A 25793-nucleotide genomic window follows, 5' to 3' on the forward strand; every position below is an offset into this window, starting at 1 on the left:
AGCATGAGAGCAATGATAATGAACATCAACCCTGTACTAAAATTGAATCCCAAAGATGATGTGGTTATCGCAAGACAGACGGTCCCCATGGGCACCTGGCTTGAAGAAGAACAAATTACGGTACTAAGTGAAATTCCAGCAGGGCATAAAATCGCCCTGCATGCGTGTAACGTAGGTGATGCGATCAAACGCTATGGGCAGATTATTGGCTTCGCTACTCAGCCAATTAAGCCTGGCGAACACGTCCACATGCATAATTTAGGTATGGGCGATTTTGAACGAGATTATGCCTGGGGTGAAGACTGCCATTCTCCCTCTTCGGTTCCTCAACAGGATACATTTTTGGGTATCCGCCGGGCCGATGGCCGCGCTGCTACACGCAACTACATCGGCATTTTAAGCTCCGTAAACTGTAGTGCTACGGTCGTCAGAGCGATTGAGGATCACTTTCGTCTGCATGGTCTTGCAGATTACCCAAATGTTGATGGCGTGGTGTCGTTGCCACAAAGTTTTGGCTGTGCCATCGGATCTAAAAGTGAATCAATGGATGTCATGAGACGTACGATGGCTGGTTATGCCACCCATGCAAACTTTGCCGGAGTAATCATCGTTGGGCTGGGATGCGAATCCAGCCAAATTAAAGATATGATGAACGCCCATGGGTTAGCTGATGGCCCAATGATGCACAGCTATACCATTCAGGATGTGGGCGGCACACGTCATGCCATTGAAAAAGGAATTACCCTGGTTAACCAAATGCTGCCTGTTGCTAACCGGGTAACACGTCAACCAATCCCTGTATCAGAAATCATTCTCGCGTTGGAATGTGGCGGTTCCGACAGTTATTCCGGGATCTCAGCCAATCCAGCGCTGGGTTATGCGGCAGATAAGTTGATCCAACAAGGTGGAACAGCGATATTATCTGAAACCTCCGAAATTTATGGCGCTGAACATCTTCTTACTCGCCGCGCCGTTTCCCGTGAAGTCGGGGAAAAACTTATCGCCCGTATTCACTGGTGGGAAGAATACTGTCGCCGCACTGGAAGTGAAATGAACAATAATCCCTCTGCGGGTAACAAAGTCGGAGGGCTGACGACAATTCTGGAAAAATCACTCGGTGGTATTGCTAAAGCAGGCACAACAAATCTGACAGAAGTGTATGAGTACGCGGAACCCGTTACCGCGAAAGGTTTTGTCTTTATGGATACACCAGGGTATGACCCTATTGCCGTCACGGGTCAAATCGCCGGTGGGGCAAATCTTCTCTGCTTCACAACAGGCCGCGGTTCGGCTTTTGGATCCAAACCAACCCCAAGTCTGAAGCTAGCTACCAATAACGCACTTTGGGAACGTCAGCAGGAGGATATGGATATAAATTGCGGAACTATTGTAGAGGGGGAAGAAACAATTGCAGAAGTCGGTGAACGTATTTACCAGATGATTCTTGAGATGGCATCCGGTAAAAAAACAAAGAGTGAGGAATTTGGCTATGGCAGTCAAGAATTCGTCCCATGGACTATTGGCTCCATAATGTAACACTTCACAATATAATAATACCTCGTACCGCCATACTCATATTATTATGAGTATGGCAAGGAGTCCTTATGTCTCTTGTTAATGCAAATACTGAAGAAGAAAAATTAAAGGCAACAACTGTAAGGTGGCGGATATTTATCATCATGCTTTTATTAGGCGCCATTAATTATATTGACCGCACATCTCTTTCCATTGCGATGCCATATATTACGGATGAATTTGGCATTACTGACACACGCGTTGTTGGGGTTATTCATAGTGCCTTTTTCTGGGCTTATGCTTTGATGCAAATTCCCAGTGGAGTTATTGCTGATAAATTTAAAGCAAGAAATATCATAGCGCTGGCCACTATCTTATGGGGAGCATTTCAGGCCGTCGCGGCGCTGTGCCACTCCATTTTTACTCTCTCACTTTCTCGACTGGGGTTAGGCGTTACTGAATCTCCAATTATGCCCGCTGGCGCAAAGTTAATGGGGACATGGTTAACACCAACAGAACGCGGGCGTGGTTCGATGCTACTTGATGGCGGCGCGCCGTTGGGTACGGCATTAGGGGCGGTGATCATCGCAGGACTTATTGCTTTTTTCGACTCCTGGCGTATGGCATTTGTGGTGGCAGGTGTGGGAACAATGGTGGTCGGCTTACTGGCCTGGTGGTACATCCGCACTTATCCATCAGAACATCCCAGCATTAATAAAGCAGAACTGGACCATATTACCGCTGCAAACGGTGCTGAAACCAGCAGCAAGAAATACCGTCTGGCCGACATCAAACCTTATCTAAAACAACGGAATGTGATTGCGCTCATCGGTGGTTGGGTTTGCTACAGCTTTGTGTTCTACGGCCTGATGACCTGGCTGCCACTCTACTTTCAGGCCACCTACGGTTTCGATATCAAATCGATGGGTGGAGCAATGGCGCTGATCTTCTTGCTGTGTTTTGTCGGCCAACTGACCGGCGGCTACATTATGGATAAATGGCGCAGCAAAGGAGCAAAAACAAGCCGTGTGATGCATACAATGTTGGCTATTTCCGCCACTACCGCTGGCGTTGGTATTTTCCTTTGCGCACAAAGTTCTACGCCGGCCGTTGCGATAACCCTGCTCACCATTGCCCTTTTCCCACTGCGGTGGGCCAGTGTTTACTGGTCAATACCAGGGCTGCTAGGCGCGCAATCTGTTGCGGGTACCATCTGTGGGACCATGAACTTCACCAGTAACTTATTCGCCGCTATCCTGCCAATTTTTATCGGTTTCCTGGTGCAATCCACCGGAAATTATTACGCCGCCATGATGTTCTTTGCACTGGCTGCTGTGGGTTATCTCATCTGCTCGCTGCTGATCAATTTTGATAAAAAAATGGTTATTGCCGACGAGTAATCCCCTGAATATGGCCCGCTTAGGGCCATCTTTTCGTATCAGGAATGATGTATGTTCAATTCAGAGAATTTTATTGCCGTGGATTGGGGCTCCAGCAACCTGCGCATTTGGGTCTATCAACAGAATCAATGTGTCTGGCAACACGCCGATCAGAATGGTGTACTCAAGCATCATCCTGACGCATTCAAAGATACCTGGCTAACACTGCTAAGTTTGTGTCCGCAGCCATTAAGCAAAGATACAACCGTCATAATGAGCGGCATGGTGGGCAGTAATATCGGTTGGGTAGATAGCCACTATTTGCGTTGCCCAACCCCATTAAGCGCATTATCGCAGCATCTGACAGCGGTTGAGGATGCCGGTCCTTTTCCCACTTTCATCGTACCGGGTCTGCAAATTGCCGGACCGAAAACCTACAACGTCATGCGTGGAGAGGAAACGCAACTTTTTGGCGCCCTGACTGATGAACGCTGGTACGTCTTCCCTGGAACACACAGCAAATGGGTTCAGGTGCAAGAGGGTATCGTCTGCGATTTTCAAACTATCATGACCGGCGAGTTTTTTCATTTGCTCTCCCACTATTCCATAGTGGGAAAAAATGCCGGGGAACAAAACACGAACATTCAGGCTTTTTTAGACGGGGCCGAACGTGGCTGGAATGAAACGTGTTTATCCCGCAGCGTATTTGACCTCAGAGCTCGAATACTCAGCCATTCCTTGCCACCCGACACGCTATACGAATCTCTCTCAGGATTACTGATTGGCCACGAAATAGCGCAAATGCTACAGCATTACGCCATTAACACCGGGGAAGAAGTCATTTTGGTAGGCAATGAAGAATTGCTCAACCGCTATCAAAGCTTGTTTCATCATTTCGGTTATCGCTGTCGTCTGTGCAATGGTGAAAAAGCATTTATTAATGGTATCAGGAGACTTTTACATGAATAACCGTAACCCTTTGGTCGCCATTCTGCGTGGGGTGAAGCCTGATGAGGTGCTGGCTCATATTGACGCGCTGATCACAGCTAGCTTCAGCACAATAGAAATACCGCTGAATTCTCCAGACTGGAAAAGCAGTATTGCTTTGGCCGTAGAGCATTATGGCCAGACGATAAAAATCGGTGCAGGGACGGTTACTAATGTCGCAGATATCAGCACTCTCTCTTCGCTTGGATGCGCATTTATCCTTACGCCCAACACCGATCCGGAATTAATTGATGCCGCCAAAGCGGCCCAAATGAAAACCTGCATCGGTTGCCACACAGCCAGCGAAGCATTTCTTGCACTCAGGCACGGCGCAGATGGACTGAAAATTTTCCCTGCGGGAGAACTGGGACCGAATTACATCCGGGCATTAAAAGCGGTTTTACCTCCTCAAGCTCCTTTATATGCCGTGGGCGGAATTCGCCCTGACAATCTGTCTCATTACCTGAATGCAGGTTGTTACAGTGCCGGATTAGGCAGCGATCTTTATCGCATTGGGCAATCTGTCCACCAAACTGCAACAAATGCGAAGTTATTTGTTGAGGCTTACAACACCTACTGTCAGCATAATGAGGCATAAAAAAGCCCGCCATTAAGGCGGGCAAAAGTTACCAATGCACACTTAACTTAAGCAATTTTCAATTGTTGAATCTTTTTCTCGCGGCGAATTTTACGTTCTTCAAACACGGCCACGATTGCCATCAGGCAGATACAGCCGATGGCGGCGGCATCCAGCGCGGCGAAGGTTCCCGCCCAGCCGGTGAGGCCGAAGACCGGCGTACCATCAGCAATCATCCCCAGGCCCAGCTTGGCGAAGCTGTCACCGATCAGATAGGCGAATGTCCCTTTAATCCCATCGGCCGCGCCGATCGCTTTTTTCGGTACGAAACCAACGGCTGCGACACCGATTAACAGCTGCGGACCAAACACCAGGAAGCCGAGGGCAAACAATGAAGCCAGGTAAACGTACTGGTTGCTGGCGTGCTGGTAAACACCGAGCGTGGCAATAATTAATGCCAGCGCCACGCAGGCCACCAGCGCCCGGCGACCGTTCGCCAGATCAGACAACCAGCCCCACAGCAACGTACCGACCAGCGCACCCACTTCAAACAGGGTAAAGCCCTGAATCGCCACTTCTTTGGAGAGCTTCAGTTCCTGGAACGCGTACACGGTAGACCACTGGTCGATACCAATACGCACCACGTACAGGAAGATGTTGGAGAAGCACAGCAGCCAGATCACTTTGTTTTTCAGCACGTACTCAACAAAGATCTGCCACTTGGTCATGTCATTTTCTTCGGTCTCTTTGTCTTCTTCGCTGATCTCTTCACCGAACAGCTCTTCAGCTTTCCCCAGACCATAAGATTCCGGGGAGTCGCTGCCATAGCGCAGGCCGATAAAGCCAACAATCAGGGCGATAATCGACGGGAAGATAAACATACCGATGACGTGGCCGTCGAACAGGTAGTTGGCACCAAACAACGCCACACCAGCCGCACCGGCACCACCGAGGTTGTGGGAAATGTTCCACATACCGAGGTAAGAACCACGTTTACGGCGAGGCGTCCATTTGGTGATGGTGGAATAACTACAGGAACCGCCAGTACTCTGGAAGAATCCGCTCAGCGCGTAGAAAGCAATCATCAGGAACAGGCTGGTTGAGCCTGCGCCCATGCTGGCGCTGAAGCCGAGCATACAGATGGCGGAGAGAATCAACATAAACGGCAGGAACTGCTTGGTGTTTTTGCCATCCGCGTAATAAGAAACCAGCGTTTTACCCACGCCGTAGGTGATGGAGAAGCCCAGGCCAATCATCCCCAGCTGCGTCATGCTCAGCCCGTAGGTGGAGATCATGTCGTTCTGCGCGATGTTGAAGTTTTTGCGGATCAGATACATGGTCAGGTAACCAATAAAGACCACCAGATAGGACTGCATGAACGGTTTGAACCACATTTTACGCCGCACATCGAGCGGCAGATCCAGGGTTGGCTTGCGCACCTGGTTTAAGAAGGCCAGCATAGGACTCTCCGAGCTAATTTTTATACCTGCGAATAGCAGGCATTGTAAAAATCAGCCCGGGATCACGCCTGAGACAGCGTCCAGGTGAAACCGGGAAAATTTCTTAGTTTTACCCCACTCGGGGCAAAAAGGTGAGGTACATCACGCTTCACCAGGCTCACGCGGCGCCTGGGCATTCAAAAACGGCAGCAGCAATAGCGCGGAGATCCCCGCGGCGATAGCGATAACCACAAAGAATCCGGTCCAGTGCCAGACCTCCATCACCTTCGCCAGCGGCCAGCCGGAGAGCGAAGCGCCCAGATAAGCGAACAGCCCGACAAACCCGGTCGCCGCCCCTGCCGCCTCTTTGTGCGAGCACTCTGCCGCCGCCATACCAATCAGCATTTGCGGGCCAAAGACGAAGAATCCGGTGGTGAAAAAGCACGCCGCCTGCATCACATAGCTGGCGAACGGCATCAGCCATAGCGAGCCGACGGAGAGCAAAATCCCGGCGGCAAAAATCAGGTTCATTGGCCCACGATTGCCGTTGAACAGCTTATCTGACCCCCAACCCGCCACCAGTGCCCCGATAAACCCGCCCAGTTCAAACATGGTCACCGCGGTGTTGGCGGTCACCAGATCGACCCCCAGCGTTTCTGACATGTACAGATTACCCCAGTCGTTGATCGCCGCACGTACCACGTACACCAGCACATAACACAACGACAGCAGCCAGATGTAGGGATTCAGCAACACATAGCGGGTGAGGATTTCTTTGCGGGTTAAGCCTGCGCCCTCCTGCTGCTGGGCAATTTCTAACTCATCGTGTCGCCAGTCGCCAACCGGGGGTAAGCCAATCGCCTGCGGCCTGTCGCGCAACCGCCAGCACAGGAAAAATCCCACTACAATCGCCAGTATTCCGGCAATCATCATTCCTGCACGCCAGCCATAATGCAGCGCCGTCGCCGCCATCACCATCGGGATCAGCGCCCCGCCGACGTTATGCGCGGTGTTCCATAGCGCCCACCAGCCACCGCGCTCAGTACGCGAATACCAGGCCGTTAGCAAACGAGCGCATACCGGCGATCCCCAGCCCTGGAAGAACGCATTCAGTGCCCACAGTAGCGCAAAGGCCCAAAGCGAGGTCGAGAAACCAAACAGGATGTTTACCACGCCGGTTGCAATCAAGCCAATGCCCATAAAATAGCGGGCGTTGGAACGATCGCTGACGATACCAGAGACAAACTTCGACAGGCCGTAGGTGATGTAAAACAGCGTTGCCAACAGGCCAATGTCGCTGCGGGTCAGTACGCCGCTGGTCAGGATATCCGGCACCGCAGCGTTGAAGCTTTTGCGCGTAAAATAAAACAGCGCGTAGCCAAGCCAGATGGTGGTCAGAATATGCCGCCGCCAGTAGCGATAACGGGCATCCACCTCACTTTTATTGGTAATGAGTGGCGCATTCGCCGGGGCTTTTAGAAACTGAAACATTGCCATTCCTTACACATAACGCTGAGGCAAAGAGACGCTGACCCGCGTACCGTGCGTACAGGATATCGAAAGCTTACCGCCGAGGGCCGTAATGCGCTCACGCATCCCGGTGAGGCCAAATCCCTGCTGATTCGAACCCGGCGGCAGGCCGCTGCCATCGTCCTCAATCACCAGCATCAACCGCTCATCCTGTAGCCAGCCCTGCAACGTCACCGCACTGGCATTGGCATGCTTAACAATATTGTTCAGTCCTTCCTGGCAGACGCGAAACAGCGTCACCCGCTGGCTTTCGCTGAGTTCTGATTCATCAATATGCCAGTCGAGATGGCTGACGATACCGCGACTTTCCAGCTCCATTTCCCGCATCAACGAACGAATAGCTTGCTCCAGCGTTAAATCATCTAACTGGCGCGGGCGTAAACGCCCCAACAGGCGACGTACCGAATCGTATACCCCGAGTGAAAGCTGCTCGATATGCGCCCCACTGCGCTTCACCCCTGCGTTTTCCGGCGCCAGCCGCTGAACGATACCCGCCTGGGTACGAATGGCGGTAATGGTCTGCCCGATATCATCGTGCAGCTCGCGCGCCACGTCGCGACGCACGCTTTCTTCGGTTTCCAACAAACGCTCGGCCAAACGATGATTACGCGCCAGCTCGTTTTGCAGCGACTGATTGAGTTCACGCAGGCGCTGAATACCCGCGCCGAGCAGCAGCCCGGTCAGGCTCTGCGCCAGCAAGGAGAGCAGCAAGTCGACAGGATGGTCGTGCCAGGTCTGGCTGGCAATCAGCGCGATGGCATTCATCAGCGTGGCGATCAGCGCCCCCTGCCAGCCATAGTGCCAGGCAAGTGCAATAATCGGCAGCGCCAGGCAAAACGGCGTAAAACGTGACAGCTCATTCGGCAGCCCCAACTGCAACCACAGGCTGACACTGAACAACAGCAGATACCAGACCAGATGTCGTCCGCGCCAGTTCACAGGTTGAGAAACCACCGCCGGTCCCAGCGGCAGCCAGGTGGTGCTGGTCAGATAGTGCCAGAATACCAGGCAGATCGGCGCCAGCGTCAGCCCACCGGTGAGTGTTAGCAGCAGCACGGTCCACGCCTCTTCACCTTGCCCAAGCCAAGGTAGCGATTGCAGCAGTGCCGCCGCGGTCAGCGCTGCCCCCTGTAATAACAATGTGCGCCAGTCACGTTGATGGCGGAAACGTGAGGTCAGTGCGACAGGAAGTAAGGCGAGAAAGCTACCGATCACCAAAAGTGGCAGATGGGACAGCGCCACTTCCTGCGCCAGCCAGAACAGAAGCAGCCATTCCGCACCCAACAGCACCGGCCAGTAGCCGCGCGGACATTGCAGCAGCAACCCCAGGCGCAGGCCGAATGGAAACAGCAGCACTGCCAGCTCCGGGCGTTCAACCAGATGCAGGCTGATGCTCCACAGGCAAAACCATGCGGCAGAGAAGATAAAAAAGCAGGCAACAATGGTGACTAACCGGGAAAAGAACGTGTTCATTGCCAGCCGTCAAACATCCGCCGAGCCAACTCAACATCGTTGCTTACGCCCAACTTTTCCATCAGGTTGGCGCGGTGCACGTGTACCGTTTTTGGTGACAAGCCCAGTTCAGCCGCAATCTCTTTGACTGCCATCCCTTGTGCCAGTTTTTCTGCCACCTGACGTTCGCGTTTTGTGAGCGGGTCCTGACGTCCGGCCGCCAGTTTGACGGCGATGTCCGGCGTTAAATAACAGCCGCCGGTTGCCACGGTACGCACCGCGGCAATCAGCTCATCAGGGCTACAGCGTTTTGAGAGGAAACCTCGCGCCCCTGCGTTCAACGCCTGTTCCACCAGCGCCGGGCTGTCGTGGACGGAGAGCATGATAATCGCCATGCCTTTTGGCAACTGGCTTAACAGTTCGAGGCCGGAAATGTCAGGCATGGAGATGTCGCAGATACAGACCTGCACGCCGCGCCCCGGCAATCCTGCCAGTGCCTCGCTACCTGAGCCAAACTCAGCCACAACCTGCAAATCGGGTTCCAGCCCCAACAGTTGGGCAAACCCGGAACGGACGATAAGGTGATCGTCGATAAGGGCAACGGTAATCATGGGTTATGTCCTGGTGCTGGAAAACGCCTGATGGCGCTGCGCTTATCAGGCCTACAAGAAGGTAGGCCTGATAAGCCATGAATGCCGCCATCCGGCAAAGGCGATTACCTTAACGATATACACCTCATCCTTCAAGCGGCCTCTACCTTGAGCGGGTTACTCGAAAAAGACGGTAATTTTGTTAAACATCGATGGATCAGACTGGTTGCGCGCCACTTTCACCACATCTTCCAGTTTGTCGATCTGGCTTATCATCTGCTCCAGACGCTGATCGTCATTCACCAATAGCCAGATACGGCTCTTATCACTGTCCTGAATCGGTAGACAGAGGATACCTTCCACGTTGAACGCACGGCGGGCAAACAGTCCACAAACGTGGGTCATTACACCCGGGTGATTGCGTACGGTGAGTTCCAGGATTACGTTGTCATGAGTCTGCTGTTGCATGGCTTATTCCCCCACCATTTCAGTGTTTGCCGCACCCGGCGGTACCATCGGGTACACTTTTTCTTCTGCATCAATACGTACGTGGATCAGCGCAGGTCCTGGACGATTGATTATCTCCTGCAGCGCCGCCTGTGGATCCGCTTCATGATTTAAATCGCAGGTTTCGAGACCAAAACCGGCGGCAATCTGCATAAAGTTAATCATCCCCGGATAGGTCGCAGCAAACACGCCTTGCTTATAGAACAGGCTCTGCTGCTGATACACCAGACCCAGTGCTTCGTTATTCATCAGGATGATTTTAATATCCAGCTGATTTTCGCTGGCAGTCGCCATCTCCTGAATATTCATCATCAGGCTGCCGTCGCCGGAGAAGCACAGCACTTTCTTGTCCGGGTTCGCCAGCGCCGCACCAATCGCTGCGGGCAGACCGAAGCCCATGGTCCCCAGACCACCAGAAGTCAGCCACTGACGTGGGCGATTCAGCGGGTAGGCCTGCGCCGCCCACATCTGATGCTGACCCACGTCGGTGGTGATGATGGCGCTGTCGTCCACGCAAGCCGCAACGGCGTTAATCAGCCCATAATGGCTGAGCGGATCGCTTTCCTGTGGAATCGTACAAGGGAATTCGCGTTGTAAATCGGCCACCATCTGATGCCACGCGTCCCGAGGTTGTGCTTCAATCTGCGGGATCAATTGCGCCAGAACCTCATTCACATCCGCCTGAATGGCCACGTGCGGCTGTTTGATTTTACCCAGCTCGGCACGATCGATATCCACGTGGATTATTTTTGCATTCGGGCAGAACTGCTCGGTTTTACCTATCGCCCGATCATCAAAACGCGCACCAAGAACAACTAATAAATCAGCCTCTTGCAGTATAAAGTTAGTGCTGCGTGCACCGTGCATACCCAGCATGCCTAACGACAGCGGATGCGCTTTTGGCAACATGCCCAGCGCCATCAACGTCATGGTGGTAGGCAGTTTCGCTTTTTCCGCCAGCTCACGTACGCGCTCAGGTGCGTTAATCACGCCGCCGCCGAGGTACAGCACCGGACGTTGTGCCGCATTAATCATGGCGGCAGCATCGCGAACGCTGTCCGCGCTAAAGGTTAGCGCAGGGGCTTTTTCTGCAGGCTCCGGCATCTCTTCAATTTCAAATATGGCTGTTTGAATGTCCTTAGGTATGTCTATCCACACCGGGCCTGGGCGTCCTGACTGCGCAATGCGGAAGGCATCGCTCATGACCTGCGGTAATTCATTGATATGGCGAACCAGATAATTGTGTTTGGTGATGGGGATAGAGATGCCGTAGGTGTCAACTTCCTGGAAGGCGTCGGTGCCGATCATCGAGGCCGGAACCTGCCCGGTGATACACACCAACGGAATAGAATCCAGACGTGCATCGGCGATAGCAGTAACCAGGTTAGTTGCCCCTGGCCCGCTACAGGCCATACACACCGCGGGTTTACCCTCGGTTCGTGCCATCCCTTGGGCGATGAACCCCGCCCCCTGCTCATGGCGCGCCAGGATATGACGGATTTGCGTGCTTTGGCTTAAGGCGTCGTAGACGGGGAGAATTGAGCCGCCAGGAATACCGGTGACCACTTTAATTCCCTGACGTTCCAGGAAATGAACGATGAATTCTGCGCCCGTAAAGCGCGTACGCTTGGATGTGATGCCCGAACTTGCCATGCTCCAGTCCTTTTATTCTGGGCCTTTGCTCCGGGCAGGTCTCTTATACGAAAAACCCCGCCCGGTTTGCGCCGGCGGGGTTTTGGAATCGTGTGTTGTTCCGGACCCTACGGCGCATTGCCGACGACCACCACCACACGCACGACGACCGCTGCGCGAGATGGCGCAGTTTTTAGTAGGGTCGCAGTCAGCATGGAAGGGTTCATTAGGGACCTTGTCTGTTTGTTGGTTAACAGGATTTATACAAACACAGGTTTTTCAGCGTGACAATGGAAAATTTTTCATCTGCGCAAAAATGCGTCAAAGATCACGTTTAGCTGTACGCAATGTAAAAACAAAAAACCCCGCCGGAGCGAGGTTTTTTCAGCGTTGTGCGGTTGGTAGCCGCCGAACATACTGTGTTATGTCAACGAAAAAAGTATACGCGTTCTACGAAGAACACGCAATTTCGGCACGAATTTTGATGTTTTTGAGTATGGAACATGAATAGCGTAACGTCCATAAAATACTGTTAATTTATACAGTATTTATCTATAATGTCTCGGTACGCAATGTGTTATGCGGGGGCCGCATCGTAAACCGGCGCATCAAAGTCCTGGCTGAAACGGGTGGTGCCGTCAGCGCCTTAACCCCCGTGTGAGCACACTGTGTTATGTCAACAAAGGTGCTGGCAACAGGCAGCGGCGAGGTACGTCAGCACCGTGCTCCTTGTACCAAAAGGAGAGCGTATGAGCCTCGTGGATATCGCTATTCTTATCCTCAAACTCATTGTTGCAGCACTGCAACTCCTTGATGCCGTTCTGAAATACGTTAAGTAATTCAGATTCAAGTCGCACCTAAGGGGGGCGGGAAACACTCCGCTCCCCTTTCACCTTCTCCCTGGTGCTTGTATCGCGTCAATATGTTACGTTTTTATGACATCCTCAGGGAAGAATTCCGCCATGACGCTTTCTGTTTTCTGCATTTTGCTGTTCGCCGCACTGCTGCATGCCAGCTGGAATGCCATCGTAAAAGCAGGAAACGACAAGCTGTACTCGGCGATCAGCGTCAGCGGAACCGCTGCGATTATGGCGCTGATTTGTTTACCCTTTGCGCCGCAACCCTCTGCCGCCAGCCTGCCGTTTTTAGCTGTCTCAACCGCATTACAGGTGGTCTATACCGTCCTGGTCGCTAAAACCTATCAGGTTTCGGATATGAGCCAAACCTATCCCATCATGCGCGGCACAGCGCCGCTGCTGGTCGCAATTATCAGCGTCTTGTTTCTCGACGATCGTCTGTCAATGCTGGCCTGGGTGGGGATTGCCACCATCTGCCTGGCGATCCTCGGCATGGCATTTAACGGACGCAACAGTTCGCAACGCGGGATCGTTCTGGCACTCATTAATGCCTGCTTTATCGCCGGCTATACGCTGGTTGATGGCACCGGTGTTCGGCTTTCAGAAACTGCACTGGGCTACACGCTGTGGACCTTCTTTCTGAACGGCTCCAGCTTGTTGAGCTGGGCGATGATTGCCCGACGCCGCGAAGCCTCCCGCTATCTGGCGCACCAATGGAAGAAAGGTATTCTTGGCGGGATTGGCACCATGGGCTCTTACGGCCTGGCGCTATGGGCCATGACCCAGGCTCCGTTGGCGGTGGTCGCTGCGCTGCGTGAAACGTCGATTCTGTTTGGCGCTCTGCTCGCGTGGCTGCTGCTGAAAGAAAAGGTTGCCGGAATACGTCTTGTCGCAGCCGCAGGTATTGCCGCCGGCGCAGTTTTACTCCGCTTATCATGATCGCGTTGTAAACCTGATGCAATCCGGCAACATTTGTTGCCGCTATTTGTTTACATTTCCTGCCGTTCATCGTTGAAACATTCCAGTCCACTATCTGGCCTTCTTTTTCTGTTGTGGTAGATTCCACGCGCATTTATGGGAAAGTGCAGCACCTTATTCTTATTTTTTATTCATTTGAAAAGTAATCAGCGAAATGAAAAGGCATAGAAGCGTCAATTTGTTGTTGATGTTGGTATTACTGGTGGCGGTGGGTCAGATGGCGCAAACCATTTATATCCCCGCGATTGCTGATATGGCGCGTGAACTGAACGTTCGCGAAGGCGCAGTGCAAAGCGTGATGGCTGCCTACCTGCTGACCTACGGCGTGTCACAACTTTTTTACGGCCCGCTTTCCGATCGCGTAGGTCGTCGTCCGGTGATCCTCGCCGGGATGTCTATTTTTATGCTGGCTACGCTGGTCGCCATTACCACCCATAGCCTGACGGTACTGATTATCGCCAGTGCCATCCAGGGGATGGGAACGGGCGTCGGCGGTGTGATGGCGCGAACTTTACCGCGCGATCTGTACGAAGGCACGCAACTGCGCCACGCCAATAGTCTGTTAAACATGGGGATCCTGGTCAGCCCGCTGCTGGCACCATTGATTGGCGGTGTACTGGATACAGTGTGGAACTGGCGCGCCTGTTATATTTTTCTGCTGATTCTGTGTGCGGGCGTGACGTTTAGCATGGCACGCTGGATGCCGGAAACACGGCCTGCGGGTGCACCGCGTCCACGGCTTATTGCCAGCTACAAAACCCTGTTTGGTAATAGCGCTTTCACCTGTTACGTGCTGATGTTGATCGGCGGTCTGGCGGGCGTTGCGGTCTTTGAAGCCTGCTCCGGAGTATTATTGGGCGCACGACTCGGTCTAAGCAGCATGGCGGTCAGCATCCTGTTTATTCTGCCTATTCCGGCGGCGTTTTTCGGTGCCTGGTTCGCCGGTCGCCCTAACAAGCGGTTTTCAACGCTAATGTGGCAGTCGGTGAGCTGCTGTCTGGTAGCGGGTTTAATGATGTGGATCCCGGGGCTGTTCGACGTGATGAACGTCTGGACACTGCTGGTTCCTGCCGCACTGTTTTTCTTCGGTGCCGGAATGTTGTTCCCACTGGCAACCAGCGGCGCAATGGAACCTTTCCCGTTCCTGGCAGGTACTGCCGGCGCGCTGGTTGGTGGATTACAAAACATTGGCTCTGGCGTGCTGGCGTGGCTCTCCGCGATGCTACCGCAGACCGGGCAAGCCAGCCTCGGGCTGCTGATGACCCTTATGGGGCTGCTGATTTTTGTGTGTTGGCTGCCGCTGGCGTCACGCGTGTCGCATCAGGGACAGGCGGTTTAAGCGCATGATGGCCCGGCTTATCGCCGGGCTTGTCACATTCAGGCGCAATCATCGTATTAATCAACGGCTCCAGTGCCGGACGCCAGGCGCCTTCCTCACCATCATAAAACTGCGTATCAGCATTGATTGCATAGGGGATTTTCGCCTTGCGCAGTTCACATGCCACAAACCGTGCAAATGCAGTTTGCGCGGCAGAAGGCGTGTTTTTGATGGTTTCTCCCGCTGACCACCCCCCCACCCAACTGACATGACCCGTTTTCTGTTGCCAGTGAATGGCCGTATTAATACGGGCGCGAATGGCGGCTTTTTCTGCCGCAGTTCCCGACGTCCAGGGATACTTACCGTTATTTTTTAGCGGCCCCCACGGGAAGATATGCCATTCAGCCAGAACGGTATTCTGACTTTGCGGCGGTAATCTCAGATTAAGCAAATCTTCCGGTGCCGCGCGCAGTCGCGGAGCAATGAAAATCATCCGCTGCGGCGAAATGGCGTGGATGGTGCGAATCGTTTTGTCGTACACCCGATTGAGCGAAGTCTGATTGTGATTAAGCTTATCGGCAGGCTCATAAATCAGGTCAAAACCCAGCAATGGCGAGCTTTGCCCAAAGTAATGCGCCACTGCGACCCACCAGTTAACCACCTCTTTTTCGTTGCCACTATTGGGGTCTTTTTTATATTCATCAGCTTGATAAGTAATAATCGGGATCACGCCGTATTGCTCGCAAGCCTCTACCAGCTTGCGCAAATGGATGAGTCTGGCTTCTGTTGGCTCGCCAGCCACACGAATACGCACATGAGAGATCCCCTTCGCCTTGAAATCCCGTACCACCAGCGGATCGAACTCGCGGATACCGCGATCGGTGCGAGCCCAGTCTACGTCCATTCCAACCCCAAGCTGCTGCGCATACAGCGCCGCCGTCAACACAGGGGGCGCTGCATACACGGTAGCACTGGCTAACAGTAAGAGGGAAACAATCGGCTTTAACACGGTCGTCCTTACGCAAATCATCAGGAGTGATATCACGTATTTAGCATGCTTTTTCACTTTCCGTGTAGAGAGAAAGCGTAAAAAATATTCGCGGCCCGCTTATTTAACCTGCTCCTGCAGCCAGCCAATAAATGCCTCGATTTTTGGCCACTGCCTGCCGGGTAACGTGGTGATGTAATAGTGTTGATGGCATTTCAGCGCCATATCACCGAAAGGCGCGACCAGTTCTCCGCTGTCTAGGCGCTTTTGTACCAGTCTCTTTCGGCCCATCGCTACGCCGATATGGTTCATCGCCGCAATGACCGCTAAATCAGAACGATCAAAACCGATACCCGATGATGTCGGCAGATTCGCCGCAAAATGCTGCGCCCAACTGTGCCATTCATCGGTTCCTGAGTCGTTACTCCATGCCTGCCTGTCGTGCAACAACGTGCAGTGCGACAGATTCACTAACGACCCCGTAAGATCATAACGACGGGCATAGTCCGGGCTGCATACCGGCAGAATCTCTTCATCCATCAGAAAATGGTGCGTAAGTTGCGCAGAGGGCGCATCGTCAAAATAGATAGCCAGATCAACCCCGGCACGTTGCAAATTGACGTTGTCATTCCCGGTCAGCATGGTCAGCGAAATCGACGGATAGCGACGGGTAAAGTCACCAAGCGCCGGAACCAGCCAGCACTGTGCGATGGAGGGGCGTGAGTACACAGTGAGCGTCCCGGACAGCTCCTGGTTTTTGATATCGAGGATTTCCTGATTCAGCGTATCCAGCGACGATTTCAACGCCCAGAACACCCGTTTACCTTCGTGAGTGAGCTCCACTTTGCGGTGTGAGCGAACAAACAGCTGAATGCCCAGCTCATCTTCCAGTTGATTAATACGATGGCTGACGGCGCTGGGGCTTAACGACAGCTCATCTGCCGCCAGTGCAAACGACTGATGCCGGGCCGCCACTTCAAAGGTATACAGCTTTGACAACTGCCAACCGTTGAGCAGCCGGTTTCTGACCTCGCGTAGGGGATCCAAACTCACCTCCTGTCCTCCTGATTCATTCGTCGGAGTGTAAAAAAGTTCGCTGTAAAAATCAGCATAAAGATGAATCAAGGTGAACCATATCGCATAAATGCAGCGTAATTAGACGTAAATCACTCATTTGATGCAATCTGGCTCATGTGAAAGGAGATTTATATCGTTTGTCAGACCGTGCCTTATTTTTGTCCAATAACCCTATATTAATCACAGGGCAAGGTGAGCTATGCACTCTCAAATCTGGGTTGTGAGCACGCTGCTGATAAGCATCGTGTTAATCGTTTTGACCATCGTGAAGTTCAAATTCCACCCGTTTCTGGCGCTGCTGTTAGCCAGTTTCTTCGTGGGTACGATGATGGGGATGGGGCCGCTGGATATGGTCAATGCCATTGAGAGCGGCATAGGCGGTACGCTGGGCTTTCTCGCCGCCGTTATCGGTCTTGGTACCATTCTCGGTAAAATGATGGAAGTGTCCGGCGCGGCCGAACGCATCGGCCTGACGCTACAGCGCTGCCGCTGGCTTTCGGCCGACGTCATTATGGTGCTGGTCGGGCTGATTTGCGGCATCACGCTATTTGTCGAAGTCGGCGTGGTGCTGTTGATCCCACTGGCTTTTTCTATTGCTAAAAAAACCAATACCTCACTGCTGAAACTGGCGATCCCGCTGTGTACGGCGCTGATGGCTGTACATTGCGTGGTGCCGCCACATCCGGCCGCCCTGTTCGTGGCGAACAAGCTGGGTGCGGATATTGGCAGCGTGATTGTTTATGGTTTACTGGTGGGTTTAATGGCTTCGCTTGTCGGCGGGCCACTGTACCTGAAATTCCTCGGCAACCGTCTGCCGTTTAAACCGGTACCAACTGAGTTTTCCGACCTGAAAGTGCGCGACGAAAGTACGCTGCCGTCGCTGGGCGCCACGCTGTTTACCGTACTGCTGCCGATTGGCCTGATGCTGGTCAAAACCGTCGCTGAGCTGAACATGGAGAAAGGCGGTACGCTGTATACGCTGCTGGAGTTTATCGGTAACCCGATCACCGCGATGTTTATTGCCGTTTTCGTGGCCTATTACATTCTCGGTCTGCGTCAGCACATTGGTATGGGGGCGTTGCTGACCCACACCGAAAACGGTTTTGGCTCCATAGCCAACATTCTGTTGATTATCGGCGCAGGCGGCGCATTCAACGCTATCCTGAAAAGCAGTGGGCTGGCGGATACTCTGGCGCTGATCCTCTCGAATATGCACATGCACCCGATTCTGCTGGCCTGGCTGGTCGCACTGATCCTGCATGCGGCGGTAGGCTCAGCCACCGTTGCGATGATGGGCGCAACGGCAATCGTTGCCCCGATGCTACCGCTGTACCCCAACGTTAGCCCGGAGATCATCGCCATTGCCATCGGTTCCGGCGCTATTGGCTGCACGATCGTCACCGATTCCCTGTTCTGGCTGGTGAAGCAGTATTGCGGTGCCACCCTGAATGAAACGTTCAAATACTATACGACTGCGACATTTATCGCGTCCGTTATTGCACTGGCTTGCACATTCCTGCTTTCCTTTATTATATAAGCGCGAAGAGACTGACTATGGAAAACATTCAAACACTTATCGCCCAGCATCCTTTAGTGGAAGATCTGGTGGCTCTGAAAGAGACAACCTGGTTTAACCCTGGCACCACCTCTCTTGCGGAAGGTTTACCCTATGTTGGCCTGACCGAGCACGATGTGCAGGATGCTCACGCGCGTCTGACGCGCTTCGCACCGTATCTGGCGCAGGCCTTCCCGGAAACTGCCGTCACTGGGGGCATTATCGAATCTGAGCTGGCCGCCATCCCTGCCATGCAAAAACGGCTGGAAAAAGAGTTCGGGCAGCACATTAACGGCGAATTGCTGCTGAAGAAAGATAGTCATTTGCCTATTTCAGGCTCGATTAAAGCGCGTGGCGGCATTTATGAAGTACTGACCCACGCGGAAAAACTGGCGCTGGAAGCCGGTCTGCTGACAACAGAAGACGATTACAGCATTCTGCTTTCGCCTGAATTTAAACAGTTTTTCAGCCAGTACAGCATTGCGGTCGGCTCCACCGGCAACCTTGGGATGTCTATCGGCATCATGAGCGCCCGCATCGGCTTTAACGTTACGGTCCATATGTCTGCCGACGCCCGCGCATGGAAAAAAGCCAAGCTGCGCAACCACGGCGTGACGGTGGTGGAGTACGAAGAAGATTACGGCGTGGCGGTTGAACAAGGTCGTAAGGCGGCACAGTCCGATCCAAACTGCTTCTTTATTGATGATGAAAATTCCCGCACGCTGTTCTTAGGCTATGCGGTCGCCGGCCAGCGTCTGAAAGCGCAGTTTACGCAGCAGGGGCGCGTGGTGGATGCCGATCATCCGCTGTTTGTTTACCTGCCTTGCGGCGTCGGCGGTGGCCCTGGCGGCGTGGCGTTTGGCCTGAAGCTGGCGTTTGGCGATAACGTTCATTGCTTCTTCGCTGAGCCGACTCATTCACCGTGCATGCTGCTGGGGATTTATACCGGGCTGCACGATACCATTTCCGTGCAGGACATCGGTATCGACAACCAGACGGCAGCGGACGGACTGGCAGTCGGTCGCGCCTCGGGCTTTGTTGGCCGGGCGATGGAGCGTCTGCTCGATGGACTGTACACCCTTGATGATCAGACTATGTACGATATGCTGGGCTGGCTGGCACAGGAGGAAGGTATTCGCCTTGAGCCGTCGGCGCTGGCTGGCATGGCTGGTCCACAGCACGTTTGTGCCTCCGTTGATTACCAGCAGAGGCATGGATTCAGCGAAGAACAGCTCAATAACGCCACTCATTTGGTGTGGGCGACCGGCGGCGGCATGGTGCCGGAAACCGAGATGGCGCAATACCTGGCGAAAGGGCGCTAACCCCCTCTGATCTCAACGCAGCATCGCCATCAGCTCCATCGGTGAGCGATGCTGTTTAATCAGATCGCGCATGACGCGCATATGGGGTGATGAGTGTTCAAAGAAGGCCTGATATCCCGCACACAGCACATTTTCCCCGTGAGTATCCCCATGCACCGGGCAATCACCACGGTAAAATTGCGATAGTGAACATGACCGACAACGCACGCTCTGCTGTGAGGTCGATTGCCGTTCAATTTGAACCGCCAGACCACACCATCGACGCAGCGTTTTATCAAAAAGCTGAATAGATACCCGATTAATATCTTCACGAACCCAGATATCAAATATCGTATTTAAAAACTGCCCCCACCCTTCTGGTGTGACAGATTCAGCCGTCAGGTTGCCTGCTTCATCGCGCTTAATCAGGGGGATAAACTGTACAAGACGAACATCGCCTTGTCGTAAATCACGGTACAGTTCAATAGGTTGTAAACTCTTCTGGTGATCAATCACCACCTTTAAAATACCCTCACTAACATCCATGTCCTCACATACTGTCATGCAAAATTCCCGATATATACGATAAGTTGGCGAACGTGTGTTACAGCAAACAGTATTGCAAGGGATAACACCGCGAGGGAGATCATAAATTTGTCACGCACCGCGCGAGATTCAGAAAAATCGCGATGCGTAACATCCATCAGGTTACGGCTACGGGTGTAGCGCCAGAGAATAATCGCCACAATTGCCAGTACCGCTATCGAAACCCAGAATAACGCGCCCGCCTGATGCCAGTTATGCTTAATCGCCAGCGCCATCAGTGCGCCATAGCCTAGCAACGTGCGAAACCAGGCCAGCGATGTCCGTTCCGGTTGTAGACCAGGATCGGACTCGCGACGGGCCTTACGACTACCCGGCATACAACACCAACGCCATAACAATCACCGCCACAAGCGTCAGCATGACGCTGATAATCAGCAGGCTATTGGTGTACGGCATGTCCTCTTTCAGACGCATCGCCTTTTCATTGCGCAACCAGCGCAGATAACCGTAGATCGCCAGACCGCCCGCAAACAGACACAGCAACAAGGCAAGTGCCTCACGAATGACCGGCGTAGCAAAGTCCGGGGCCAGTTGATCAAGACCAACGCCCGCCGCCAGAAAACCCAGCGCAGTGCGGATCCACGCCAGAAACGTACGCTCATTTGCCAGCGAGAAGCGGTAATCCGGCGCTTCCCCAAGGCGGGAAATCTTCATGACGGCTCCTTCAATATTGTAGTCTGGTCGTTATACCGGAACAGTGAAGGAGTATGAACCTGATTCGCAAACGAAAGGGAGCGTAATGTGATGAGACAATGGAAAAGAGAGGTGTGCTTTGTAATACCGGATGGCGACTGACGTCTTATCCGGCCTACAGTGAACGATGCTGATGTAGGCCTGATAAGCGCAGCGCATCAGGCATTCCTGGATATGCTGACTGGGTAGGTCAGTTTTAACCTAATCCCCAGAAAATCACCGCCAGCAGTTGTGGGGTAATAATGCGCAGAAACATGACCAGCGGATAAACGGTGGCGTAGGAGAGCGCTGCTGCGCCACTGGTGGCGTGCAGGTTGTTAGCGAATGCCAGCGCAGGAGGATCGGTCATCGACCCAGCCAGCATGCCGCACAGCGTCAGATAGTTCATCCTGGCAAAGATACGTGCCAGCAAACCGACAGTAATCAGCGGAATGGCGGTAATGAAAATACCGTAGCCCACCCAGCTCAGACCGTCGCCCTGCGTTAGCGTATTCACAAAATCGCCGCCGGATTTCAGACCAACCACCGCGAGAAAGAGCACAATACCCAGCTCACGCAACGCCAGGTTCGCGCTGGGAGGCATAAACCAGTACAGCTTACCGATGCTGCCAATACGCCCCAAAATCAGCGCCATAATCAGTGGTCCACCGGCCAACCCCAGTTTTAATGCCACCGGGAAACCGGGGATAAACAGCGGGATTGACCCCAGCAGAACACCTAGTCCGATACCGATAAATACCGGCAGCATCTGCACCTGCTGCAGTTTTTGCTGCGCGTTACCCACAACATTGGCAACGGCATCAATCGACGAAGGACGCCCTACCAGATTGAGGATGTCCCCGAATTGCAGGCTGGCGTCGCTGCTGGCGACCAGCTCAACGCCCGCGCGGTTCAGACGGGAAATCACCACGTCGTAACGTTCTTTAAAGTGCAGGTCACGGATCCGCTTGCCAAGCACCTGTTCGTTGGTCACAACGACACGTTCAACGCGCAAATCCGTGCCCCGCGTTGACAGTGAAGTGTCTACTTCCTGCCCAATCACCACCTTCGCATTATGCAGATCGCCAGGCTGTCCGACCAGGTGGAGCAGATCGCCCATCTGGATAATCGTCCCCGGCGACGGCACCATTAACGTTTCATCTCGCTTCAGGCGTGAACAGATGATTTTGTCGCTGTTCAGAATGGGGACATCCTGAATCGCCATATTATTGAGGTTCGGGTTTTCAACACGAATGTTCATCGTCTGAATCAGCGTATGACCGTTGGTCAGCGTTGATTCATGCTGCTGAGCTTCGGACTCAACGTTCACGCGGAAAATGAGGCGCATCAGCCACATCGTGAGCAAAATACCGCAAATACCGAAAGGATAAGCCATGGCATAGCTCATCCCCATCTGATCGACCACATCCCCCGGCGTACCCAGATCGCGCAGAATTTGCTGTCCGGCACCCAGTGCGGGCGTATTGGTGACCGCGCCGGAGAAGATCCCCAGCACCACGGGCAGCGGAATAGCGAAGATCTTATGCAGAAGCGCGGTGACCAGCCCCCCGATAATCACGATCAGCACTGCAAACAGGTTCAGACGCAGTCCCGAAACACGCAGTGAGGCAAAGAAACCCGGCCCTACCTGGATGCCGATGGTATAGACGAAGAGTATCAGGCCAAATTCCTGAATAAAATGCAGCATATCGCCGCTCAGGGTCATCCCTGCCTGATCGACAAAGTGTCCGACGATGATACCGCCGAACAGCACGCCTCCGATGCCAAAACCAACGCCCCGTACTTTAATGTTGCCGATCCATAACCCGACAACCGCCACCAATGCCAGAACGCTGACCGTCAATGCTATATCACTCATTCTTCTGTTCCCTGTGAATAACATCATTAAGTAAATGGATTCTCGCAGAGTACAAGCGCAATGTATGGGGGGTAAAGCACAAAAAAGCCCCGTCATTTCTGGCGGGGCAAGGGCCTGGAGCTATTTAGCTATTTAATGCGGGACGTTCGCTGATGGCGATACGTTGTGGAGCAATGGTTTCAGGCTCATTACGGGTTAAATCAATATGCAGCAAGCCATTGGTGAAGCTTGCGCCGGAGACTTCCATATTTTCAGCCAGCGTAAAGCTCAGACTGAATGATTGAGTGACCAGCCCCTGATGCAACCATTTGGTCTCTTTTTCCGGCTGCTGCGGCGTACCTTTTACGGTCAGACGCGTGCCTTCCAGTTGAATATCCAAATCTTCCTGACGGAAACCGGCTAACGCAAGGGTAATGCGGTAGTGGTTATCATCGCTCTTTTCGATGTTATAGGGTGGGAAGCTTTGGCTTTCACCGGCGTTTTGTAATGCATTGGCCAGTTTGTCAAAACCGATCCATTGACGCAGCAGTGGGGATAAATCGTAGTTACGCATAATATTCTCCTTCTAAGAAGCGAGTAAGTACCTTTCGGCTCCCTGACGGCAAGCCTGTGCTTAGCAGGGCCGCGCAAGCGGCCCGACAGATAAATTAGTTGATTTCGATGCGGCGCGGTTTGTTCGCTTCAGGAATCACGCGCTCAAGCTCGATATACAGCAGACCGTTTACCAGGTTTGCGCCGCGAACGTGGATGTTCTCCGCTAACTGGAACTTGCGTTCGAAGTTGCGTTCGGCAATGCCCTGGTACAGGTAAGTACGTTCTTTTTGTTCGTCCGCATGCGCGCCTTTCACCACCAGCAAATTATCCTGGGCGGTAATTTCCAGCTCGCTTTCAGCAAAGCCCGCAACGGCAATCGCAATGCGGTAGTGGTTTTCGTCTACCAGCTCAACGTTGTACGGAGGGTAGCCACCATTGCTTTGGCCCTGGTTGTTTTCCAACAGGTTAAACAGACGATCAAATCCAATAGCAGAACGGTATAGCGGGGATAAATCAAAGTTACGCATAATCAATAGCTCCTGAAATCAGCGAGAATGTTGGACCTTCCATCTTGGACAGGTCAGGTAGCCAGGACACCCATCAGGCATGCCCTTCATTTGTCTACACCCTAAAAATGGGTCTTAATACAAACTTTTCAAGCGTACTCCTCTGACTTTTTTTGCAGTTTGTTGTCTATTGCATACACTGGGGGGAGCAGTCGTTATCGTTAAATCGCGATTGCCGCCACAGTGCGACAAGATGGTGATGTTATTTTCGCAACGGATCGCTTTAACTCACCCTGCAAACACGATGATTAGCAGATGAAATAATGATGATAAAAAAAATGGTGTTAACACTGATGATGTGCAGCGGGATGGTTTTTATCAGCGGCTGCTCCAGCGTGATGTCACATACCGGAGGGAAAGAAGGTACCTATCCAGGCACCCGTGCCAGCGCCACAATGATTGGCGATAGCGATACGAACTGGGGAACAAAGTCGTTGGCTATTCTGGATATGCCTTTTACTGCGGTTCTGGATACGGTACTGCTCCCGTGGGATCTCTTTCGCAAAGATAACTCGGTTCGATCTCGCGTAGAAAAGAGCGAGGAGAGAACGCAAGCCACCAACGCCGTTATCCCCCCGGCTCAAATGCCTGCGCCTTAAGTTAACGTCCGGTTTCTGTCACCCATAGCTGGCGGAAACCGTCGACGTCTTCCATCCATGCAACCTGTCGGCCATCAGGAGAGAAGACAATCGCATCTGCTGAAGGTGGGTTGCCATGGCTGGTCGTTAAAAACTCAATCTCTCCCGTCTGCGCATCGCAGCAGGCAATTCGGTTTTCCAGCACAAATCCCAACCATCGACCCGACGGATGCCAGTTGAATGCCGACTGAATATCCGTGGCGCTCCGGGTTAATTGACGCAGCTTCCCCCCTTGCACGGTAATGAGCCATAACTGCACGATACCGTTGTCATCACGCATCAGAAACGCAATTTCGTCTGCCTGTGGATTGCTGCGTACCCAGTGGCGTGGTTGATTCACCAGCCCCGGGAAGGCGCGATCGTGAGTAAACGTCAGGCGGCGCTGAACGATGCCGGCTGGTGGCGCAGGCATTGTTGATTCCGTTCCCTCCAGAGGTGCCTCGCCAGGCTGTTTCCAGCCGCTTTCATGGCGTGGCAAATCAACGATAAACAGTTCCGGTACTTTTTCGCCACTGACAGACAACGTATCGCCGATAAAGGCCAGCGTATGATTTCCTACCCAACCCTCTTCATAAGCACGGTTAATCTCATCGCTGCCCGGTTTGGGTTTCGGCGTTGTCTGACTGACCAGCACACACCAGTGGCTACCGCTGTACTCACGCGGGTGATCTGCTGACACAGTCACTGGGCCATAGGGAACAGCCACACCAACGTTACGTAAATCCAGTGCCGGAGAACGCTCATGCAGCACATGGTCGTTGTAGGTGAAGCTAACAAACTCACCGTTCGGACTAAAGACATGCACATGACTACCGCCACGCAGCGCGCCTGGGGTATACGGAGCGGTAATATCCATCGCATCCAGATTCGCCACTGCGGTCTGGTCCGCAATCACACCACGGCGATGATGGAAGTCGTAATGCCATGATTCATCTGGATTTTCAGGGCCGTGAATAAACACATATTTTTCAGACTTTGGATGAACGGTCACCACGCCGACGTGTGCCTCCTGCGTCGCGCGATAAATCACCGCCACCTCGCCGGTGTGAATATTGACGCGTTCAATCGTCTCACCGGTAAACGATGCACCGGAAGGACGCACATCAAAAACCAGCCACTGGCTGTCCGGTGTCCAGGTATTGATATTGGTAAGCTGATGATTACGCGGCGTAAAGGTGATTTGCTTCATGGAATGCCCTGATACAAGACGATTTCA

26 protein-coding genes and 1 other annotated feature are annotated in these 25793 nt (G+C 53.0%); of the genes, 10 read left to right on the plus strand and 16 right to left on the minus strand.

The window, feature by feature from the left end:
* Positions 1-18 precede the first annotated feature (18 nt).
* The 4 genes from OGX91_RS06830 (at position 19) to OGX91_RS06845 (ending at position 4479) form a co-directional block, all read left to right on the plus strand.
* Positions 19-1536: a UxaA family hydrolase gene (locus tag OGX91_RS06830; RefSeq protein ID WP_188231947.1), complete on the plus strand. Its 1518-nt coding sequence runs from the start codon at positions 19-21 to the stop codon at positions 1534-1536.
* A gap of 68 nt (positions 1537-1604) precedes the next feature.
* Positions 1605-2915, plus strand: coding sequence for an MFS transporter (locus OGX91_RS06835; protein WP_005121510.1), 1311 nt, complete (start codon positions 1605-1607; stop codon positions 2913-2915).
* A 51-nt stretch (positions 2916-2966) separates the two neighbouring features.
* Complete coding sequence (locus tag OGX91_RS06840; protein WP_149691902.1) at positions 2967-3863, plus strand: 2-dehydro-3-deoxygalactonokinase; 897 nt, start codon at positions 2967-2969, stop codon at positions 3861-3863.
* On the plus strand, positions 3856-4479 hold the full coding sequence (locus OGX91_RS06845; RefSeq protein ID WP_005121507.1) for a 2-dehydro-3-deoxy-6-phosphogalactonate aldolase: 624 nt from the start codon (positions 3856-3858) through the stop codon (positions 4477-4479). Before OGX91_RS06840 ends, OGX91_RS06845 begins: the two co-directional genes overlap by 8 nt.
* A gap of 47 nt (positions 4480-4526) precedes the next feature.
* On the opposite strand, the gene uhpT is transcribed toward OGX91_RS06845, so the two are convergent.
* The 7 genes from uhpT to ivbL form a co-directional block, all read right to left on the minus strand.
* The gene (uhpT, locus tag OGX91_RS06850; protein ID WP_286625801.1) at positions 4527-5918 is read right to left on the minus strand and encodes a hexose-6-phosphate:phosphate antiporter UhpT; all 1392 of its coding nucleotides are present in this window, start codon (positions 5916-5918) and stop codon (positions 4527-4529) included.
* 141 nt (positions 5919-6059) lie between these two features.
* Positions 6060-7388, minus strand: coding sequence for an MFS transporter (locus OGX91_RS06855; protein ID WP_040231521.1), 1329 nt, complete (start codon positions 7386-7388; stop codon positions 6060-6062).
* A 9-nt stretch (positions 7389-7397) separates the two neighbouring features.
* Positions 7398-8900 (minus strand): signal transduction histidine-protein kinase/phosphatase UhpB, encoded by a 1503-nt coding sequence (gene uhpB, locus OGX91_RS06860; RefSeq protein WP_040231520.1) that lies wholly within the window; start codon positions 8898-8900, stop codon positions 7398-7400.
* On the minus strand, positions 8897-9490 hold the full coding sequence (gene uhpA, locus OGX91_RS06865; RefSeq protein WP_005121502.1) for a response regulator transcription factor UhpA: 594 nt from the start codon (positions 9488-9490) through the stop codon (positions 8897-8899). The genes uhpB and uhpA overlap by 4 nt, the downstream gene beginning before the upstream one ends.
* Positions 9491-9646: 156 nt before the next feature.
* Positions 9647-9937 (minus strand): acetolactate synthase small subunit, encoded by a 291-nt coding sequence (gene ilvN, locus OGX91_RS06870; RefSeq protein WP_003023914.1) that lies wholly within the window; start codon positions 9935-9937, stop codon positions 9647-9649.
* A gap of 3 nt (positions 9938-9940) precedes the next feature.
* Positions 9941-11629, minus strand: coding sequence for an acetolactate synthase large subunit (gene ilvB / locus OGX91_RS06875; RefSeq protein WP_286625805.1), 1689 nt, complete (start codon positions 11627-11629; stop codon positions 9941-9943).
* A gap of 107 nt (positions 11630-11736) precedes the next feature.
* Positions 11737-11835: an ilvB operon leader peptide IvbL gene (ivbL, locus tag OGX91_RS06880; protein WP_003827118.1), complete on the minus strand. Its 99-nt coding sequence runs from the start codon at positions 11833-11835 to the stop codon at positions 11737-11739.
* Between the two features lie 522 nt (positions 11836-12357).
* On the opposite strand from ivbL, the gene tisB reads away from it, so the two are divergent.
* From tisB to emrD, 3 genes are all read left to right on the plus strand, one after another.
* Entirely contained in the window at positions 12358-12447 is a 90-nt protein-coding gene (gene tisB / locus OGX91_RS06885) for a type I toxin-antitoxin system toxin TisB (RefSeq protein ID WP_003023909.1), read from the plus strand.
* Between the two features lie 123 nt (positions 12448-12570).
* Positions 12571-13404, plus strand: a complete 834-nt coding sequence (locus OGX91_RS06890; RefSeq protein WP_286625806.1) for an EamA family transporter — start codon at positions 12571-12573, stop codon at positions 13402-13404.
* 193 nt (positions 13405-13597) lie between these two features.
* Positions 13598-14782, plus strand: coding sequence for a multidrug efflux MFS transporter EmrD (gene emrD, locus OGX91_RS06895; protein WP_005121497.1), 1185 nt, complete (start codon positions 13598-13600; stop codon positions 14780-14782).
* On the opposite strand, the gene OGX91_RS06900 is transcribed toward emrD, so the two are convergent.
* Complete coding sequence (locus tag OGX91_RS06900; RefSeq protein WP_040231514.1) at positions 14709-15791, minus strand: cellulase family glycosylhydrolase; 1083 nt, start codon at positions 15789-15791, stop codon at positions 14709-14711. The two genes, emrD and OGX91_RS06900, sit on opposite strands and share 74 nt — an antisense overlap.
* A 78-nt stretch (positions 15792-15869) precedes the next feature.
* Positions 15870-16796, minus strand: a complete 927-nt coding sequence (dsdC, locus tag OGX91_RS06905) for a DNA-binding transcriptional regulator DsdC (protein WP_005121496.1) — start codon at positions 16794-16796, stop codon at positions 15870-15872.
* A gap of 229 nt (positions 16797-17025) precedes the next feature.
* On the opposite strand from dsdC, the gene dsdX reads away from it, so the two are divergent.
* Positions 17026-18363: a D-serine transporter DsdX gene (gene dsdX, locus OGX91_RS06910; protein WP_040231512.1), complete on the plus strand. Its 1338-nt coding sequence runs from the start codon at positions 17026-17028 to the stop codon at positions 18361-18363.
* Between the two features lie 17 nt (positions 18364-18380).
* Positions 18381-19703: a D-serine ammonia-lyase gene (gene dsdA, locus OGX91_RS06915; protein ID WP_188231945.1), complete on the plus strand. Its 1323-nt coding sequence runs from the start codon at positions 18381-18383 to the stop codon at positions 19701-19703.
* A 12-nt stretch (positions 19704-19715) separates the two neighbouring features.
* Here dsdA and OGX91_RS06920 read toward each other — a convergent pair whose 3' ends face one another.
* From OGX91_RS06920 to ibpA, 6 genes are all read right to left on the minus strand, one after another.
* On the minus strand, positions 19716-20246 hold the full coding sequence (locus OGX91_RS06920; RefSeq protein WP_048213763.1) for a radical SAM protein: 531 nt from the start codon (positions 20244-20246) through the stop codon (positions 19716-19718).
* Positions 20243-20605, minus strand: a complete 363-nt coding sequence (locus tag OGX91_RS06925) for a DUF202 domain-containing protein (protein WP_040231507.1) — start codon at positions 20603-20605, stop codon at positions 20243-20245. Before OGX91_RS06925 ends, OGX91_RS06920 begins: the two co-directional genes overlap by 4 nt.
* Positions 20595-20942 carry a YidH family protein gene (locus OGX91_RS06930; protein WP_005121491.1) on the minus strand — a complete coding sequence of 116 codons (348 nt, stop codon included), beginning with the start codon at positions 20940-20942 and terminating at the stop codon, positions 20595-20597. Before OGX91_RS06930 ends, OGX91_RS06925 begins: the two co-directional genes overlap by 11 nt.
* 235 nt (positions 20943-21177) lie before the next feature.
* Positions 21178-22839, minus strand: coding sequence for a putative transporter (locus tag OGX91_RS06935; RefSeq protein WP_040231506.1), 1662 nt, complete (start codon positions 22837-22839; stop codon positions 21178-21180).
* 124 nt (positions 22840-22963) lie between these two features.
* Positions 22964-23392: a small heat shock chaperone IbpB gene (gene ibpB / locus OGX91_RS06940; RefSeq protein ID WP_005121488.1), complete on the minus strand. Its 429-nt coding sequence runs from the start codon at positions 23390-23392 to the stop codon at positions 22964-22966.
* Between the two features lie 94 nt (positions 23393-23486).
* Positions 23487-23900, minus strand: coding sequence for a small heat shock chaperone IbpA (ibpA, locus tag OGX91_RS06945; protein WP_040231504.1), 414 nt, complete (start codon positions 23898-23900; stop codon positions 23487-23489).
* Positions 23894-23966 (minus strand) — a sequence feature (ROSE (Repression Of Heat Shock gene Expression) occurs in the 5'-region of heat shock genes and acts as an RNA thermometer to modulate expression.). (Overlaps the previous gene by 7 nt.)
* A 239-nt stretch (positions 23967-24205) precedes the next feature.
* Here ibpA and OGX91_RS06950 point away from each other — a divergent pair.
* On the plus strand, positions 24206-24538 hold the full coding sequence (locus OGX91_RS06950; RefSeq protein ID WP_005121486.1) for a YceK/YidQ family lipoprotein: 333 nt from the start codon (positions 24206-24208) through the stop codon (positions 24536-24538).
* 1 nt (position 24539) lies between these two features.
* On the opposite strand, the gene OGX91_RS06955 is transcribed toward OGX91_RS06950, so the two are convergent.
* The gene (locus OGX91_RS06955) at positions 24540-25766 is read right to left on the minus strand and encodes a YidR family protein (protein WP_286625808.1); all 1227 of its coding nucleotides are present in this window, start codon (positions 25764-25766) and stop codon (positions 24540-24542) included.
* Between the last annotated feature and the right edge of the window lie 27 nt (positions 25767-25793).

Origin of the sequence: Citrobacter sp. Cpa228, from assembly GCF_030333085.1 — a bacterium.
GTDB lineage: Bacteria > Pseudomonadota > Gammaproteobacteria > Enterobacterales > Enterobacteriaceae > Citrobacter > Citrobacter pasteurii.